The 19423-nt window shown below is 38.1% G+C and carries 16 protein-coding genes; 9 read left to right on the forward strand and 7 right to left on the reverse strand.

The window, feature by feature from the left end:
• Positions 1-221 precede the first annotated feature (221 nt).
• The 7 genes from H5084_RS00605 to H5084_RS19585 all read right to left on the reverse strand — a co-directional run bounded on the left by H5084_RS00605 (position 222) and on the right by H5084_RS19585 (position 7323).
• Positions 222-587 carry a Na+/H+ antiporter subunit G gene (locus H5084_RS00605; protein ID WP_182689210.1) on the reverse strand — a complete coding sequence of 122 codons (366 nt, stop codon included), beginning with the start codon at positions 585-587 and terminating at the stop codon, positions 222-224.
• 9 nt (positions 588-596) lie between these two features.
• Positions 597-866 (reverse strand): K+/H+ antiporter subunit F, encoded by a 270-nt coding sequence (locus tag H5084_RS00610; RefSeq protein WP_182689211.1) that lies wholly within the window; start codon positions 864-866, stop codon positions 597-599.
• On the reverse strand, positions 860-1360 hold the full coding sequence (locus tag H5084_RS00615) for a Na+/H+ antiporter subunit E (protein WP_182689212.1): 501 nt from the start codon (positions 1358-1360) through the stop codon (positions 860-862). Before H5084_RS00615 ends, H5084_RS00610 begins: the two co-directional genes overlap by 7 nt.
• Positions 1360-2871 carry a monovalent cation/H+ antiporter subunit D gene (locus H5084_RS00620; RefSeq protein WP_182689213.1) on the reverse strand — a complete coding sequence of 504 codons (1512 nt, stop codon included), beginning with the start codon at positions 2869-2871 and terminating at the stop codon, positions 1360-1362. The genes H5084_RS00615 and H5084_RS00620 overlap by 1 nt, the downstream gene beginning before the upstream one ends.
• On the reverse strand, positions 2871-3221 hold the full coding sequence (locus H5084_RS00625) for a Na+/H+ antiporter subunit C (RefSeq protein ID WP_028868738.1): 351 nt from the start codon (positions 3219-3221) through the stop codon (positions 2871-2873). Before H5084_RS00625 ends, H5084_RS00620 begins: the two co-directional genes overlap by 1 nt.
• Positions 3221-6016: a monovalent cation/H+ antiporter subunit A gene (locus H5084_RS00630; RefSeq protein WP_028868737.1), complete on the reverse strand. Its 2796-nt coding sequence runs from the start codon at positions 6014-6016 to the stop codon at positions 3221-3223. The genes H5084_RS00625 and H5084_RS00630 overlap by 1 nt, the downstream gene beginning before the upstream one ends.
• Before the next feature lie 914 nt (positions 6017-6930).
• The gene (locus H5084_RS19585) at positions 6931-7323 is read right to left on the reverse strand and encodes a transposase (protein ID WP_259396650.1); all 393 of its coding nucleotides are present in this window, start codon (positions 7321-7323) and stop codon (positions 6931-6933) included.
• A 616-nt stretch (positions 7324-7939) separates the two neighbouring features.
• Here H5084_RS19585 and H5084_RS00640 point away from each other — a divergent pair.
• The 9 genes from H5084_RS00640 to hisD all read left to right on the forward strand — a co-directional run bounded on the left by H5084_RS00640 (position 7940) and on the right by hisD (position 19125).
• Positions 7940-9196 (forward strand): NAD(P)/FAD-dependent oxidoreductase, encoded by a 1257-nt coding sequence (locus H5084_RS00640; protein WP_182689214.1) that lies wholly within the window; start codon positions 7940-7942, stop codon positions 9194-9196.
• 93 nt (positions 9197-9289) lie between these two features.
• Positions 9290-9709 carry a RidA family protein gene (locus H5084_RS00645; RefSeq protein ID WP_182689215.1) on the forward strand — a complete coding sequence of 140 codons (420 nt, stop codon included), beginning with the start codon at positions 9290-9292 and terminating at the stop codon, positions 9707-9709.
• 3 nt (positions 9710-9712) lie between these two features.
• Complete coding sequence (locus H5084_RS00650) at positions 9713-10384, forward strand: DUF1028 domain-containing protein (protein WP_182689216.1); 672 nt, start codon at positions 9713-9715, stop codon at positions 10382-10384.
• A 134-nt stretch (positions 10385-10518) separates the two neighbouring features.
• On the forward strand, positions 10519-11700 hold the full coding sequence (gene argE / locus H5084_RS00655; RefSeq protein ID WP_182689217.1) for an acetylornithine deacetylase: 1182 nt from the start codon (positions 10519-10521) through the stop codon (positions 11698-11700).
• A gap of 57 nt (positions 11701-11757) precedes the next feature.
• A complete protein-coding gene (locus H5084_RS00660; protein ID WP_182689218.1) occupies positions 11758-13182 on the forward strand; it encodes an APC family permease in 1425 nt (474 codons plus the stop codon).
• Positions 13183-13324: 142 nt separating this feature from the next.
• Positions 13325-14716 (forward strand): aminotransferase, encoded by a 1392-nt coding sequence (locus H5084_RS00665; RefSeq protein WP_182689219.1) that lies wholly within the window; start codon positions 13325-13327, stop codon positions 14714-14716.
• A 452-nt stretch (positions 14717-15168) separates the two neighbouring features.
• A complete protein-coding gene (locus H5084_RS00670; RefSeq protein ID WP_182689220.1) occupies positions 15169-16101 on the forward strand; it encodes a LysR family transcriptional regulator in 933 nt (310 codons plus the stop codon).
• A gap of 137 nt (positions 16102-16238) precedes the next feature.
• Positions 16239-17726: an aldehyde dehydrogenase gene (locus H5084_RS00675; protein ID WP_182689221.1), complete on the forward strand. Its 1488-nt coding sequence runs from the start codon at positions 16239-16241 to the stop codon at positions 17724-17726.
• A gap of 76 nt (positions 17727-17802) precedes the next feature.
• Positions 17803-19125 carry a histidinol dehydrogenase gene (gene hisD / locus H5084_RS00680; protein ID WP_182689222.1) on the forward strand — a complete coding sequence of 441 codons (1323 nt, stop codon included), beginning with the start codon at positions 17803-17805 and terminating at the stop codon, positions 19123-19125.
• Positions 19126-19423 lie beyond the last annotated feature (298 nt).

Raw genomic sequence — 19423 nt, forward strand, 5'->3', positions numbered from 1 at the left:
AAGGGAATCAAAGGTGATCTCATCTAGCTAATAATACCTAGAAATTAAGGTTAAGCTATATTTTTAACACAGCGAATCCTACCCGATGACAACTCAAAAACGCTGAGCTGTCATCGGATTTAAATTCTATATCTATTGTTCTTTTGCAAAGTAGGTCGATGCGATAACTCACATTGATTAAGGTGTTTGCTTATGGTTATTTACAGCAATAAAAAAGCGAACTACTTATCATCAGGATGTTGTTGTAAATAGGCTTTTTTAGCCAAATATTGGTTTTGGGTACTATCAGTCATTTTCACTTTATAGTGTAAGCCTGCTTTCCCTAGCATATGTGCAGCAACGGGTGCGGTGATCAGCAAAAACATGCTAATTAATGCTTCTTTTAAGTTCACGTGGCCAAGTTGAACGCTGAAAAAAATCATTGAAGCGAGCAAAATACAGGCAACGCCTAGCGTACTAGCTTTAGTTGGAGCGTGTAAGCGAGTAAAATAATCCGGGAGTTTTGCTAAACCAATAGAGCCAATTAGCATAACAAAAGCACCAAACACTAATAAAAAACTCACTACCACTTCTAAAAATACAGTCATCTCTCTTCCTTATTCGATAATATCGCCACGTAATAAGTACTTACAAAAAGCTGAAGTACTTACAAAGCCAAGCAGAGCAATCAATAATGCACTTTCATAATAAATGGTAGAGCCTTGGTGAAGCCCTAACAATATGATCAATGCAATGCTATTAATGTACATAGTATCAACGGCAATAATTCTGTCTGGTGTAGTGGGGCCGATGATTAAACGCCAAGCATTTAACGCTAAAGCACAACAAATCAACGCACAAGCAATCAATATAGCGTAACTTAACATCCGAAAATCTCCTTTAAAGGGGCTTCATAACGATCTTTGATAAGGTTAATTAATTGTTGTTCATCCTCTAGATGCAGCACATGTACATATAACCATTTTCTGTCCTCTGATAATTCCACACTCACAGTACCTGGTGTTAATGACACGCTACTTGTAAAAATAGCCAGTGGCACAGGCTCTTTAATGTCTAAAGGCACCGCAATGAAGGCGGGCTTTAAACTGCGATTGCTTTGCAATACACGCTTCGCTACGTCGTAATTAGAGGCAACAATGTCAATTAACAAACGAAATGTATAGATCACCGCCTTGATAGGTTTTTTTGCTACCGCTTCTTTCTCACTGAGAGGTGCGACAATCCAAGGAATAACAATCGCAAACATCGCCCCTAACACCATATGACCACGACTAAAATCATGTAAAATTTGCCACACTAGCCATAATAATATGCTGTGGTAGGGTGTGGGAAACCAAACAAATTTACGTACTTTATTCATTATTTAGCGACCTCATTAAGTTGTTGCAAACTTAAACCAGCTTTAAGTTGCTCTGCAGCCAATTGTGTATAGTCACTTACTGTTCCGCCAAAAATAACCATCAAAGGAAGTATCACGACCAATAAGCCAATCGCCAGGTACTGAAGTGGATGGCCTTTTAGTGTGCTGGTGTTTTCACCATTGGTTCGCCAAAACAATGAGGTACCGGCACGTGATAAGGCAATTAAAGCAATTAGCCCTCCGCCTAATACGATTGGGAAAACCCACATTGCTTCACTTGCTTTGGTGATTGATTGTAAAATCAATGCCTTACCAACAAAGCCTGACAATGGTGGCATACCAATTAACCCAATTGCTAATAACACAAAGATAAAGCCCAAAATGCCCGCTTGAGGCATTGCTCTAGCAGTAACAAAACGGTCTTCCGCTTGACCACGAAGTTGTTGAATTAACCCTGCGAGCAAAAACATAGCAGCACAGGCGACGGTACTATGTAGTAAGTAATAAATCCCTGCTGAAGTAGCTTGTACCGTATTCAAACTAATAGTCACCAATAACGTACCGACGGATACAATCACCAAGTTACTACAAAGCACCCGCAAACTTTTACTCGCGAGTACCGCAATAGCGCCAGCAATAATAGTTAATAAAGCTATCGGCCATAACCATGGCAAAGCGATATTAGCCAGTTCACCGGCTTGGTCACCAAACATCACACCATGTACCCGCCAAATACTATAGATACCCACTTTAGTCATAATGGCAAATAATGCGGCCACTGAAGTACTGGTCGTCGAGTAAGCTTTGGGTAGCCAAAAATGTAAAGGAAGCATCGCCGCTTTTAAACCAAAAACAGCCAATAACAATAAGGCCCCTGACTTGGCGATCAGTAATTCATTATTGGAGAGCAGTGGGATCCTATCGGCCATATCAGCAAAGTTAAGGGTGCCTAAAGTGCCGTATAAAGTGCCTAATGCAAACAAAAATAACGATGAACCAATTAAATTAAGGAATACATAATGGATGTTTGCCTGTATCCGTTGTTTTCCTCCTCCGTGGATCATCAGAGAGTATGAGGCGATTAGCAATACTTCAAAAAACACAAATAAATTAAACACATCACCGGTTAAAAATGCACCGTTAATGCCCATTAATTGGAACATAATAAGAGGGTGGAAAAAGGCGCCTGTTTTATCTTCTCCTGCACTCGCATAGAGTATTACCGCTAAGCCTAAAATAGCACTTAAACAAACCATTAATACAGAAAATAGATCCGCGACTAATACAATGCCAAAAGGAGCGGACCAATCGCCAAGTGCATACACTTGAATACCTTGTGCCTCAACCTTGAATAGCAGCGAAAAGGCAACCACGACCATCAAAATATTAGCAGAGATGCTCACTACACGTTGTTTGCTTAAGGAGTTACTTAAGCTTGGAAAAAGCAAAGCAACAGCCACAAAAAAAGGAATTAATACTGGGAAGATAACTAAATGGTCAAACAAACTCATTAGGATTTTTCCTCAGCTAAAGGATCGAAAGGTTCTATTCCATCTACGTGATCACTACCTAAGTCTGCGCGTCCTCGCATTGCTAGAATCACAGCAAAAGCGGTCATAGCAAATCCAATAACGATCGCAGTCAGTACTAACGCCTGCGGTAGTGGATCTGCGTAATTTTCACTGCTACTCAGTACCGTAGGAGCACCGATGGTTAATCCACCACTGGCAAATAGAAATAAGTTAACAGCGTAAGACAATAAAGTAAGCCCAATAACTAACGTAAAGGTATGGCCACGTAGCATTAAAAATATGCCACAGGCACTCATGAAGCCGACACAAACTGCGTAGACTAGTTCCATTATCTTTCTCCTACTGTGAGTCGTTCTGTAGTCGTTAACTTGCCTAAGCTCGCTAATATAAGCAATGTCGCACCGATCACGGTAAAGTAAACCCCGATGTCAAATAGCAATGCACTAGCAAGTTCAAATTTACCTATCCAAGGTAACGAAACATATTCAAACCAAGAGGTTAAAAACGGTCGATCAAAAATCCAACTACCTAAGCCTGTTAATCCGGCGATCGATAATCCAATCGCGATCATATAGTGGTAACTCAAACTCACCCTTTTAGCCATCCAATCAACGCCATGTGCAAGGTATTGTTGAATTAACGCAATAGAAGTAATCAAACCGGCAATAAAGCCTCCGCCTGGTAAGTTGTGTCCACGCATAAAGATATAAGCAGAGATGAGCAGGAATAGAGGCAATAAGCTTTGTGAAACCACCATTAATAACACCGGATACTTCTCTTTCGCCCATAGGCGGCCATCGTAATCTTTAGTGCGCATTGATAAACGCATGCGAGCAATTAACTTATGAATACCTAATGCAGCAATCCCGAGCACCGTAATCTCACCAAAGGTATCAAAGCCACGGAAATCGACCAGAATAACATTTACCACATTGGTTCCGCCCCCGCCTGTTTTTGCATTGGCTAAGAAAAATGCAGAAATACTATCCAAAGGATGGGTCATTAAAGCAAAACAAATACTACCAATAATACAGCCTATGAATGCCGCAACAGTCAAGTCGCGTACAAAATGGCTAGGGCGACTTTTACTGGTTGGGGTTTGCTGAGGGAAGAAATAAAGCGCCAGCAATAACAAAATCACCGTTACAATTTCTACTGAGAGCTGAGTAAGCGCTAAGTCAGGTGCCGAGAAGTAAGCGAAGGTTATCGATACGACTAAACCGACTAGCGACAACATTAATAATGCAATGAGACGGTAATGACTCCAAATCATGGTGGCAAGTGAACCTGCAATAATCAAAATAGCAGCAACAAGCACAGCACCATTGATAGGCGTACCAGGCAAACTTCCTCTGGTTGTATCTAGGTCAAACAAAGGTGGTGCGATGAGCAATAAAGCGAAGAAACAGAGACAAAAAGCATAACGTTGTAAAGAGCCGTTCTCCAATGTCATGGTTATTTTTTGTGCCCACCTTACACAGGCCTGAATACAACCTTCAAAGACCAATTTTGCGTCAATATCCGGAAACATCCCTGCAAATTTGAATAGATGTTTGCGGTTCAAATAAATAGCCACACCACCCATCGTTGCCATTCCACTCATTAATAACGGCAGGTTAAATCCATGCCATATGGATAAGCTATATTCAGGTAAGGCATGGTTAAGTACCGCCAATGAAGTACTTTGTAGCAATGGACCAATCGTGTAGTTAGGAAAAATACCCACCAACAAACAAATCGCCACCAATATTTCCACGGGAACACGCATATAACGTGGTGGCTCATGTGGGGTTTTAGTTAAGCCTTTCGGCTCACCATTAAAGAACACATCATGAATAAAACGCAGTGAATAAGCGACAGAAAAGGCCGCAGCAATAGTCGCTAATACAGGAATTAACCAAGACATAGCACCTAAAATGCTTTGCTCTAAGGTTTCAGTAAAAAACATTTCTTTAGATAAAAACCCATTAAGCAGAGGCACCCCTGCCATCGATGCAGAGGCCACCATCGCTAACGTGGCAGTGATAGGCATGTATTTCCATAGCCCATTAATTTTACGCATGTCTCGCGAACCAGATTCATGGTCAATAATACCTGCAGCCATAAATAATGACGCTTTAAAAACGGCATGATTCATGATGTGAAATATTGCAGCAATCGCAGCTAACTCAGTATTTAAACCGAGCAACAATACAATTAAACCAAGGTGACTGATGGTCGAGTAAGCTAATAGCCCTTTTAAATCATGTTTAAACAATGCAGTGTAAGCGCCCAATAACATAGTCAATAAACCGGTTAATGACACCACCACAAACCACATTTCTGTGCCTGCTAAGACTGGGTAAAAACGCGCTAATAAGAAAATACCCGCTTTTACCATAGTAGCTGAGTGTAAGTAAGCACTTACCGGCGTAGGCGCTGCCATGGCGTGAGGCAACCAAAAATGGAATGGGAATTGAGCAGACTTAGTAAATGCACCAATTAAAAATAGACTTAAAATAGCTAAATAATAAGGACTTTGTTTTACCAACTCGCCACTATTGAGGACGACGTCTAATTCGTAACTGCCAACGACTTGAGCTAATAATATGATCCCTGCCAATAACGCTAAACCACCAGCACCAGTGATAGTAAGCGCCATTCTAGCACCTTTACGTGCATCACTATTGTGTGACCAAAAACCGATTAGCAAGAACGAACTAATACTGGTTAACTCCCAATAAAACCAGAGTTGTAGCATATTATTTGACATCACAATGCCGAGCATGGCCGTCATAAACATAATCAAATAACAGTAAAAACGTCCCATATGGTCTTTTTCAGATAAATAGTAACGCGCATATAAAATAACCAGTAGACCAATTCCCAAAATCAATATACTAAATAATGCAGCTAAACCATCGAGCCGAAATGATAATGATAAACCTAATTGGGGGATCCACTCAACGCTCTTGCTAAAAGACTCCCCAGCCAATACCGCTGGCAAATCAAGAAAAATCAAGCAAAGCGCTAGCGCTGGTAGCAACGCGGTTGCCAGCGTACAGGCACTACGATTAAGTTTATTGGCGAGTAAGGGAACTATAATCCCGAACATGGGTAAAAATGGCACCCAGAAATAATGCATTTAAGCGAAGCTCCGTTAGCTAAGTGGTTGGTATTCACGAACCACGATAGTGATTAATTGAATAAAAATCAACGTCTTATTATGTCATACTTTACTAAATTACTGATTATAAATCATTTCTATTTTCACACTTAAATGACAATTCAAATAATGTTTTTTTACTGCCGTTATTTTTTCGCTTTCACTGATGCTGGCTATGCCCTGATAAAATGCAATAAAGTGTATTTATTACTAAGGCCATTAAGGTAGAACAGCATTGTTTGAATTGTCGTTAAAGAATAAGTGGAATTGTTGTTAAAGTTAACAAGCCCTCGTTCTCAGACTTTAGTTTTTAGTATTAGAAAACACATTATTATTAAATGTTTATTTAATAATAATGTTCTTAACTAGCTTACCATTCAATTAAATATACCAATAATAGTATTAATTTTGAAACACTGCCGTTGTTATGTAAAAATTTGAATTGTACTGTGGGAGAGTATTGTCAACTTATCAAACTGAAGCGAAGAAGCACCGTCAAACAGACCTCAACATAAATGTTGAATTGAACTAACTCGCCCATACCATGATAACTCAAAAATTGTTGAACTTGACCATGGTATTCGAATCGCCTGATTTTATTTTCATATTGCGAGTAGGCTGATTTGAGAGCTCGCAACCGTTATTTTCATACTGAACAGTTGAATGCTCGGTACGGTCAACTTATTGAGTTTAACCAAGCAAATCCACTAAAATTCACTCTAAACTAAATTTTGAATACAACTAACCCTATCCCATTCGACGAACAAATGATCTCGGAAAAGACGATAATGTTTTGCTTGCATTAAATGGCGGCCAGGTCGAAACAAGTTATTAATCACACCATGGCAACTCAAAAATCGTTGAGCTTGTCCGAGAGATTTAAACTTCCGCATTTACCTTTCTTGTTGCCGAGTGGGCTGATGTGACAATTCACATCCATTGTTTTCATACTGAACGGTCGAGTGTTCGACACTTGGTACTAGTTCTTTTTTAGCCGCAGAATAACTTGCCAATTTATCCGTCACAATCTTTAACTGCATCGTCCCTTGCCCTTTTAGTAATCGCTTAAAGAAACGCATGGCAGCCCTTTTATCCTTGCGCTTTTGTACTAAAATATCTCTTTCATCACCGCCTTGAGCTACTGCTCGCCACAGGTAATGTAATACACCATATTTTGATAAAAACCTCATCCAGATACCAAGTATCTCCAAGCTGACCGCAGTTGTTTTTGACCTGATTACAGTCGATATTGCTGGATTTTTCACACCACTGTCGGATAGCTTCATAAGTAACAACAATTCCCCTAGCAGCAAGCAATTCTTCAATATCACGAAAGCTCAATGTAAAACGATGATAAAGCCAAACGGCATGGCTAATAATTTGTGCAGGATAACGATAACCAGCGTAGATGTTTGAATTTTTCATACCTTGATTATCGCATGTTTTTTGAAAAACCCCTTAACTTGACAGTACCCTGACAACAATACTCCGTGCTGCAAGTAATTCTTCGATATCTCGAAAGCTAAGTATAAAACGATGATAAAGCCAAACTGTATGGCTAATAATTTGTGCAGGATAACGATAACCAGCGTAGATATTAGAATTTTTCATACCTTGATTATCGCATGTTTTTTGAAAAAAACCTTAACTTGACAGTACCTGACACTGGCTAATTTGGCATCACAACCTGCAAATGCTTTGAAATAATCCAATGAAATATAACAGCAATAATAAGCTAAATATCACGCACTAATTCCTCTGTAACTTTGTTAAATAAGTTTTTTTAATCCTAACCTAAGGTTAATAATATTTTAACAAATAATTAACACCACTTACTCTTAGGTACATAACCAACCGACATAATAAAGTTTTACCCTTAAAGCTTTCATATAGGATGCAGACATGATGAATGAAAAGATAGATACGCTTGTTATTGGAGCTGGCCAAGCAGGTATTGCCATGAGCGAGCATCTAAGTAGTTATAATATTCCACATATTGTTTTAGAGCGAGACCGAATTGCTGAAAAATGGAGAACAGGAAGATGGGATTCATTAGTTGCTAACGGCCCTGCTTGGCACGATCGCTTTCCCGGCCTTGAATTTAATGATGTGCCTCAAGACAGCTTTGTTAAAAAAGAAAGCGTCGCTGATTACTTCGTAGAATACGCAAAAAAATACAATGCTCCTATTAGAGAGGGAGTAAAAGTAATCAAAGTTGAACGTAATACCAGTACTTCTGGATTCATTATCGAAACCTCAAGTGGCGTAATTGAAGCTAAAAGAGTTGTTTCTGCAACTGGAGCATTTCAAACTCCTATTATTCCTGCAATTGCACCTAAAGATAAAAACCTTCATCAGATTCACTCTGCAGATTACAAAAATCCAAAGCAACTTCCAGATGGTGCCGTTTTAGTTGTTGGAGCAGGATCATCAGGAGTGCAAATTGCTGATGAATTAATGAATTCAGGCAAAAAAGTATTTCTTTCTACAGGTCCTCATGATCGCCCTCCCCGCTCTTACCGAGATCGAGATTTCTGTTGGTGGCTAGGTGTTCTTGGAAAATGGAATATGGCTGCAATGGAGCCAGGAACTGAACATGTAACTATTGCAGTTAGTGGAGCTAAAGGAGGAAAAACAATTGATTTTAGGGAGCTCGCTAATGAGGGAATGACATTAGTTGGACGTACTAAGTCATTCAACAATGGCAAAATTACTTTTGAAAATGATCTGTTACAGAATCTAAAAAATGGTGATGATAATTATTTATCGCTACTAGATGAAGCAGACACCTATATCACAGATAACCATTTAGATTTACCAGAAGAACCGAATGCAAGGAATGTTTTTCCTGATGCAGAATGTATTAAAAACCCAATTCAAGAAATAGATTTAGTTCAAGAAAATATTACTTCAATTATTTGGGCAACAGGATTCTCATCCGATTACAGCTGGTTAAAAATAAATGCAGTAGATGAAAATGATAGACCATTACATCATCGAGGAGTTACTCCAGAAGCTGGCTTTTATTTTCTAGGCTTACCTTGGTTATCACGCCGAGGATCTAGTTTCATTTGGGGAGTTTGGCATGATGCAAAGTATTTGGCAGATCAAATCGAAATACAGCGTCAATACATGAATTATCATCATTCTTCAGAATAAATAAACGTGAATTTTTTATATGCTAAGAGTAAAAAAAATCTGTAATGATTATCTCTTAGCCTTTTTATATAACCTAAAAATTAGAGAATAAAAATGCCTACTCACACAAGAATTCGTATGTTTAATACAAAAGAAACCTATCCAAATCAAACATTAGATAATGATCTATGCCAAGCGGTGCGTGCTGGTAATACCGTATATGTCCGAGGACAAGTTGGAACTGATTTTGATGGAAAACTGATTGGTCTTGGCGATCCAGGAGCTCAAGCAGCACAAGCAATGAAAAATGTAAAAACATTGTTAGAAGAAGCGGGATCGGATATGAGCCATATCGTTAAAACAACCACTTACATTACAGATCCACGTTTTCGAGAAGCTGTTTATAAAGAAACAGGAAAATCGCTGAAAGGTGTTTTCCCTATTTCGACAGGTATAGTCGTACAAGCTTTGGCACAACCGGAATGGCTTATGGAAATCGATATTATTGCAGTTATACCGTCAGGAGAGGAATAAATAATGACGTATTCTATTGCAGGTTTCTGTCCCGAAACAGGAATGCTTGGAACAGCAATTACTTCTTCAAGTATTTGTGTTACTAGTCGATGCGCTTTTGTACAAAGTAAAACGGGTGTTGCTCTCACTCAAAATATTACCAATCCAGATCTTGGCCCATTAGCACTTACGTTATTTGAAAAGAATCAAACTCCAGAGCAGGTCATCGAATCACTCAAAGAAGCAGATACAGATGTTCAATGGCGTCAATTAGGAGTATTGAACGCTGAAGGCGAAGGGGCCACATTTAGTGGTGAAAAAGCATTAGGAATAAATGCGACTGCATCCGGCCAGAACTGTATCGCAATGGGTAACCTATTACATAATACAGGTGTTCCACAAGCCATGATCAACGCTTTTGAGCAAAGTTCAGGTCACTTAGCAGATAGATTACTTTTAGCACTAGAAGCAGGAATGGCAGCTGGTGGTGAATTAGGACCAGAACATTCTGCAGGGTTATTGGTTCATGCAGAGCCAAATTGGCCAGTTGTTGACTTAAGAGTCGATTGGCATGCTGAACCGATTAATGAACTAAGAGAAATTTGGACAAATTATGAACCTCAAATGAACGCTTACATTACTCGTGCAGTTGATCCTGAAAATTCGGAATCTTACGGAGTCCCGGGAGATCTTTAAGGAAATATTAAGCAACAAAACATTTTCTTAGGATAAATATAAAGCCGCTTTTATGAACGAATTTAAAACATATGAGTATATGTCAGCTATTCATGGCTAAACAAAAAATTTTACAACCATATAAAGAGCTATAGATGAAAAAATCACTCACTTTAGATGTGTTAAAACAACTCATTAACTTTAATACTACGAGCATTAATTCTAATTTAGAATTGATGGATTATATAACAAAGTATTTAAATTCGTATGGTGTTGAAAGTACATTAATCTTCGATACAGATGGGAAGAAAGCAAACCTTTTTGCCACTATTGGCCCTACTGACATTCCAGGAGTCATGCTATCTGGGCACACTGATACAGTTCCTGTCACTGGACAAAATTGGACGAAAGAACCATATATTCTAAGCGAAGAAAATGGTTGTTTTTTTGGCCGTGGTACGAGTGATATGAAAGGATTTATTGCCGCAGTGCTTGGCGCAATACCTAATATGGTTTCTCAAAAACTCCTGACACCAATACACCTTGCTTTTTCTTATGATGAAGAAATCGGCTGTATAGGTGTGCGTAGCTTAATTGATATGTTGAAAAGTTCTCCTGTCAAACCCGCTGTTTGTATTATTGGTGAGCCCACATCAATGAATGTGGTTACATCTCATAAGGGAAAACTTGCAGCTAAAGTAACTGTTATTGGGAAAGAATGTCACTCAGGAATGGCGCCCTATGGTGTTAATGCCATTAATTACGCTGCACGTTTGGTTTCTTGGTTAGAAAATGTTGCCATAAATAAGCAAGCTAATGGCCCATTTGAAGACTGTTACGAAATACCTTATAGCACAGTCCATACAGGGGTCATTAGTGGTGGAAATGCCTTAAATATTGTTCCAAAACACTGTAGCTTTCTTTTTGAAATCCGCAATATTGCAGCAGAAGATCCAAAACATATACTCGCTGAATTTCAAAACTATTGCTCAGAATTAACTGATGAAATGCAAAAAAATGATGTTAATTGCAAGATTGATATTGAAATCACCACCGAATATCCAGGACTAAATACACCTGAAAGTGATCAAGCAGTTACCTTTGTCCGAAAGCTTGCCCAGTCAACTAGGCAAGCCAATATTAATTTTGGAACCGAAGGGGGGTTATTTAGCCACCATTTAGGCATTCCTACCGTTGTTTGTGGGCCTGGCAGTATGAACCAAGGGCACAAACCAGACGAATATATTCATGGAGAACAGTTAATTAAATGTGAAGAATTTATAGATCGCCTAATCCTAGAACTTAGTACAAATCATGACATTAATCTAGATATGTAGAGATGACTGATTCGTAAAAGCTCTTAAAATAAATATTAGAACTCAAAGGGAATTTCAATGATAGATATTCAACAGAATCATCCACAAAGCTCAGGTGAGCATTCAACATCAACATTTAAAAGAACACTTGGCCTTGGTTCGTTACTGGCAGTATCAGTTGGTTTGGTTGTATCACAAGGTGTTATGGTACTAATGTTACAAGGAGCAGGAATCTCTGGCTTAGGCTTTATAGTGCCGCTTATTATCGCTTACCTATTGGCAATAACTTATATTTATTCTTTTTCAGAATTAGCGCTAATGATTCCTAAAGCAGGTGGGCTTGCGAGCTATACCGAAGTCGCTATCGGGCACTTTTCTGCCATACTTGCGGTTTTTTCTGGATATGTTGTGGTAACCATGTTCGCTGTATCTGCAGAGCTTTTATTAGTGGACTACGTTATCAATAAAATTTTCCCAGACATATTCCCCAAATATACTGTTGGTTTTGGATTACTGGCAATATTTACTCTTTTGAATTTAAAAGGTATTGACCTCTTTGCGAAACTACAATCCGTTTTAGCCTTCGTCATGATCACTTTATTACTTGTTATATCTCTAGGTGCGATTTCCGGATCCATGGATGCTAAACCTATCAGCCTTGATCTTCTTACAACCGATTGGAATCCAATGGGCCTAGAGGTGATCACGCTCGCCGCATTGGCTATATGGGGGTTTGTTGGTGCAGAATTCGTTTGTCCATTAGTCGAAAATGCTAAAAATCCTAATAAGAACATTCCTCGCTCAATGATTATTGGTATGACGGTTATTTTTATCACCATCTCTCTGTACTGTTTTGCTGCTTTATTATATGTACCAGCTGAACAGCTAGCGGGTTCTTCTTTACCGCATTATGATTTTGCTCTTGCTGCATTTGGTGATGTTGGGCTCATCCTTATTGCTGTAATTTCAATTACTGCAACATGTAGTACCGTCAATACTTGCCTTGCAGCTATACCTAGAATGCTTTACGGAATGGCCTTGAATGGGCAAGTATTTCCACAGCTTAAAATACTTTCAAAGAAAAATAAAACACCTTGGGTTGCAGTACTATTTGTCTCAATCATTACAGGTATTCCAATGATATTACTCGTTGACCAGCCAGACTCTATCGGTTTGCTTCTTGTTTCAGCAGCCATAGCTTGGTTAATTTCTTACATCATTACACACATCAATGTCATTGTTTTACGCCGTCGATACCCAAACTTAAATAGACCCTATAAAACCCCCTTTTACCCGTTACCACAAATTATCGGCATTATTGGAATGATCTATTCCATTTATTATGCATCGCCAGCACCAGAACTTAGTTTTCAGATATTTAGTTCGGCAGGGATTGTATTAGGTGTTGTCTCCATTATTGGTATTATTTGGGTGAAATTTGTTATGAAAAAAGGTTTATTCACTCCTGAGCCAATTGAAAAGGTTTTAAATGTAGACGAATAAACTCTACCGATTAGTAAGAATATTCAAAAAAATAAGTTTTAAGATTGTAAAAATAAATATGCTTTCCAACTACATAATTCTGTCATTTATGTTGAAAGATGTAGTTAGAAATTCTTGTAATATGATAAAAGGATTACCAACAATGAACTATTTAGATAAAGAAATGCAAAATGTTTGGCAAAAAGACAAAGATCATCACATTCATCCTTGGACTGATTTTTCATCATTCAACGAAACAGGCGCTATGATTTTATCTGGCGGAGACAAAGCACATGTTACTGATGGTGCAGGTAAAAGATATTTGGATGGTATCGGCGGATTGTGGTGTGTCAATATCGGTTATGGTCGTCAAGAGATTGCGCAAGCAATGGCAGATCAGGTAATGAAAATACCTTATTATTCGGCATTTGGTCATCATACAACTCAACCAGCAGCTGAACTGTCCGCTAAACTTGCAGAACTCGCTCCAGGGGATCTAAATCACGTGTTTTATGGCTGTGGAGGCTCTGTCGCAAATGATACTGCAGTTCGTATGGTTCATTTTTATTTTAACCAACTAGGTAAACCATCTAAGAAAAAGATAATTTCACGCATTGATGGGTACCACGGCAGTACCTATATGGCGATGTCTATTACAGGGGTTAAATTTGATCATATTGGTTTTGATATCGAAGAAGAATTAGTACATCACATCTCATGTCCTAACCCTTATCGTCGACCTGTAGAGCAAAGTCTAGAAGACTTCTGCGATGAAAAAATTCAAGAGCTAGAAGATAAGATTCTTGAGCTTGGCCCAGATAATGTAGCTATGTTTTTTGCAGAACCGATAATGGGTGCTGGTGGCGTTATTGTTCCACCTCCTGGTTACCACAAAAGAACATTAGACGTTTGTCATAAATACGACATTCTTTATATTTCAGATGAAGTAGTCACTGCTTTCGGACGATTAGGTCATATGTTTGCTTCAGAAGATGAATTTGGCATCATTCCAGACATCATCACATGTGCTAAAGGGTTGACCTCTGGTTACATTCCTCTTGGTGCGACCATTATTTCTGATAGGATTTATGATGTCATCAATAAACCACAAGCAGAAGGCGCTTTATTTACTCACGGTTACACCTATTCAGGACACCCTGTAAGCTGCGCCGTCGCACTTAAAAACATTGAAATACTAGAAAGAGAAAATATCTGTGATCATGTAAAAGAGATGGGTGGTTACTTTGAAGAACAACTACACACACTCAGCGACTTATCAATCGTTGGTGATGTTCGTGGTAAAAAATTCATGATTTGTATTGAAAATGTAGCGAATAAAGAAACAAAAGAATTAATAGATAATAAAGCAAAAGTAGGTAATAGAATTGCAGATTATTGTGAAGATAAAGGATTATTAGTACGTCCCCTTGCTCATATGAATATCTTGTCTCCTCCACTTATTCTGACAAAAGAAAATATCGACTTTCTCGTTAGCACATTAAGAAATGCTATTGAAAGTACAATCAGTGATCTAAAAGAAGAAGGCTTTCTTTAATCATTAAAGTGCCGTTATAAGGTTCCCTTGGGCCTTATAACGGACTATTTGGCCAGTTAGATTAATCACTTCTAATTTGCTCAAAACACAATTTAAAAATAACATTAACAAACCTACTTTATTAAAAAGTAAGAGCTTTTCCAAACTATAGTAATATTTCGATTTAATTATCCTTAACAAAATATCCGGGATAAAAGTCATTAACTTATTTTTATAACCGTATGAAATCAGGTAACCAGAACCATTCTCTGGCCCCCTTCTCTTACCCTTCCGCCTAAAATCAACTAATTTTAAAGAAATAGTAATAAATTACTTAAAATATAAAATGGCCTTGATGATATATCAGAAAAACATGATATAACTTTACCGAAATGAATAACTGAATATATAAAAATCATAACTAAATATATAAAAGTCATAGCTGAATAGTAGTTATCTATCAAGGATTAAGAATGACACCTGTAAATTTTACATTAAAGCAATTACGTTACTTCGCTGCAGCAGGAGAGCTCAGCAGTGTTACTCAAGCGGCAGAAATGATGTTTGTATCTCAACCATCCATTTCTTCTGCAATTATGCATTTAGAAGATGTTACAGGCCTTAAATTATTTATTAGGCATCATGCTCAAGGCTTAACACTGACTTCTCAAGGCCAGCAATTTTACCGTAAAGCGAGAAAATTACTCGAAGAAGCAAATACATTGGCGAAGTTTGCTGAAAGCCTTGGTAGTGAAGTATCAGGCACCTTAAAATTAGTTGGATTTCCTAGTTTTACTCCTCGTCTAGTACCCGTATTAATGAAGCAATTTTCTGATAAATACCCAAATGTTATTCTCGATTGTGATGAAATGCATCAACGAGATTTAATTCGAGGGATACTTGATTCTCATTATGATATGGGTATCACATACGATATGGAATTACCAAGTACAATCGACTTTTTCCCTTTAGCTTCTTTGCCTCCTTATGCTCTACTAAGCAAAGATCATAAGTTCTCGGATCGAGAATCAATCAGCTTAAAAGAGTTAGAACCTTTCCCGTTAATTTTGCTAGATTGGCCCGTTAGCCGACAGTATTTTACTTCTTTATTTTTAAATAATGGTCTTAAACCAAATATCATTCACCGAACACAATCTATTGGTATGACTAAAGGAATGATAGAAAGTGGTTTTGGTTACTCCTTATTAAATGCCCCTATTACTGATGATAAATATATTAATGACTCAGATCTCATCGCTATACCGATTTCAGATTCAGTAACAGCTTTAACAATGGGGATTGCAACACTTCACCAAAATCCACTCACTCCAGCTGGTGAAGCTTTTTTGACCATTATGAAAGATTATACAGTACAAATTACAGCTTCACTTTCTATTAAAAATTAAGAATAGATGGATTTAAAAGGAAATTATTTACGCTTAGATTTGTTTTTCAAAAGCATTACCTCAGCATTTGATATATGCAAAATGTTAAAGATATGTTCCTATAAAGTTAATTAATTATAGATAACAAAGGATAAAATATGTCTGAAACTAACACTCAAGAAAGTTGGCTAAAACTAAAAAATAAATTAGTCTACCAAAATCAAGCTTGGATAGATGGTCAATGGCATACTCCGACGGGCGGTGAAACCTATGCAGTAACTAATCCTGCAACGGGTGAAGTGATAGTGAATATGGCAGCGTGCCAGCAAGATGATGTTGATCTAGCTGTTGCAGCAGCAAAACGTACCTTTGATGCTGGCGTTTGGAGCATGACATCACCGGCTCACCGTAAAGCTGTTTTAAAAAAATTAGCTGATTTAATTAAACAAAACACTAATGAGCTTGCACTTCTTGAGTCATTGAATATGGGAAAGCCAGTTGCCGATGCACTTAGTATTGATATTCCTGGATCAGCAGCCTGTATAGAATGGTATGCAGAAGCTATAGATAAAATTTATGGTGATGTTGCACCCACTGATGCAAATAATATTGCCACAATTACACGAGAGCCAATTGGTGTGATTGGTGCTGTTGTTCCTTGGAATTTTCCACTAGATATTGCCGTATGGAAGATAGCTCCCGCGCTAATAACAGGGAATTCGATTGTTTTAAAACCAGCTGAAGAGTCCCCACATACTGTTCTAAAACTAGCAGAACTGGCTAAAGAAGCAGGTTTACCTGATGGTGTTTTAAATATAGTTACCGGAGTTGGCGCAGTTACAGGTCGTGCGTTAGGGTTGCATAATGATGTTGATTGCCTCGTTTTTACTGGTTCAACAGCAACAGGAAAACGCTTTTTAAAATACTCAGCAGAATCGAATATGAAACAGGTTTGGCCTGAAACAGGTGGAAAAAGCCCTAACTTGATATTTGCAGATTGTGATTTAGAAAAAGCTGTTACAGGTGCCATAAACGGCATCTTCTTTAATCAAGGAGAAGTATGCTCCGCCAATTCAAGAATTTTAGTTGATAATAAAATAAAAGCAGAGTTTATTGATGCTTTCATCAAAGCGGCAGAAAAATTAGTACTCGGTGATCCTTTGGATCCAAAAACTCAAGTTGGTGCAATTATAGATCAAGCTCAAGTAGAGCGTATGCTAGCGATCATTGACCGAGCTAAAAAGCAAGGAGCTAAACTGGTTTTGGGTGGTAATACTGATAAAACGAAAAGATTTTTATATCCTACTATTTTTGATCAGGTCACCCCTTCCATGGAAGTAGCCACAGAAGAAATTTTTGGCCCTGTCGCAGTTGTAATCGGTTTTGATACTGAAGAAGAAGCCATTAAAATTGCTAATGACTCAATATATGGTCTAGCTGCTTCTGTATGGAGTAATAACCTTTCTCTTGTGTATCGTGTATCCCGACGATTACGTGTAGGTACCGTTTCAGTAAATACAGTAGATGCCTTAGATTTTTCAACGCCTTTTGGTGGTTACAAGCAATCTGGCTTCGGGCGTGATTTATCGTTATACGCACTGGATAAGTTTACTCAGCTTAAAACCACTTGGATTAAACTATCCTAGTTATTAAATGTTTTTGTAAATAAATCATCTGAGTAGAAGTCTCAGATGATATTTACTAAGAGAGAATAAAGTAAAAATGACACATAATATAAACACCTGGAAATTAGACGAATTAACCATAGCAAAAAGACAGCAATTATTAGCACGCACAGAATCTGATTTAAGTGACTACCTCGCTAAAGTTCGTCCTATTGTTGATCAAGTAAGAGAACATGGAGATCAAGCTTTAATTGAATTTACAGCTAAATTTGATGATGTGACTTTGCAATTAAATCAGTTAAAAGTAACTGACAATGAATTTAAGGTCGCAGAAGAAAGCATTGATACAGCAACTCTTGAAGCAATTCGTTTTGCTGCAGATAATATTCGCCGCTATCATGAATCTCAAAAGCCAGGCGAAATGACAATGCAAGAGGTTCGCAAAGGCAGCTTTGTAGGAGAGCGTTTCTTACCGATTCCATCTGTTGCTTGTTATGTCCCTAGAGGAAAAGGATCTTTTCCTTCTGTTTTGCTAATGAATACAATCCCAGCTCTCGTTGCCGGTGTTAAAAATACAATTGTAATTACGCCTCCCGGTATAGATGGCTCTGTTGATGCGGCAACATTAGTTGCAGCAAAAGAGATAGGTATAACAAATGTTTATAAGTGTGGCGGTGCACAAGGTGTTGCTGCTGTTGCTTATGGGACAGAAACAATACCCAAATGTAGCAAGATTGTTGGTCCAGGTAGCCCATGGATGGTCACAGCAAAGAAACTCTTATCTAATATTATTGACCCAGGTATCCCTGCAGGCCCTTCTGAATCCATTGTTTTTGCTGATGATTCAATAAATGGGGGATTAGCTGCTCTTGATTTATTAATAGAAGCAGAACATGGCCCAGACTCTTCAGCTTATTTAGTAACGACGAGTAAAAAAGTTGTTGAAGAAGCTTTAGCTTCATTTCCTGATCATTGGGGAAGAATGGGAGAGCTTAGAACGTCCTATGCATCTACCGTTTTATGTGGTGATATGGGTGGCATTATTTTAGCTCCAGACACAAAAAGTGCGTTTGATTTTATAAATGATTATGCGCCAGAGCACTTACAAATATTAAGTTCTGACCCATGGCAATACCTCAACTTAATAGAAAATGCAGGTGAAGTATTACTCGGTAAGCACTCACCGAGTACCTTAGGCAATTATGTATTAGGTTGTAATGCAGTTTTACCAACTTCAGGTGCAGCGACAACTGTTTCACCGCTCGGAGTGATGGACTTCATGAAGTTTATGTCAGTCGCTTACGTCACTGAAAGTGGTTATCCAGAGATGGCAAAACATGCAGAAAAATTAGCAATATATGAAGGATTTGAGGCGCATTCTAATGCAGTGTCTGATATCAGGTCACATTACCTGAAATAATCGTTCCTCTATCTTTAAAAAGAGTGAAGAACTAACTTTTTCACTCTTTTCTTCTTACTCTTTGCGTTAATTTTTCAATTTCATAATCTGTACGTATCAAGATGTAGTAAATAGATGCATATTCGTTAATTTCTCCCCCAACTCTAAAAAACCTCCAAAAGCGTAAATTACGATCTTAGAGTCGAATGATATAGGCTAAATATAGCGACTATTTAATTGCTCTAAAACAATAGGGAATACCAATTTTTTACTTTATCCCTTCCCCTTTAGGGTACTTTTCTATAGTAATAATATCCCA

It is taken from the genome of Psychromonas sp. SR45-3, assembly GCF_014163575.1.
GTDB lineage: Bacteria > Pseudomonadota > Gammaproteobacteria > Enterobacterales > Psychromonadaceae > Psychromonas > Psychromonas arctica.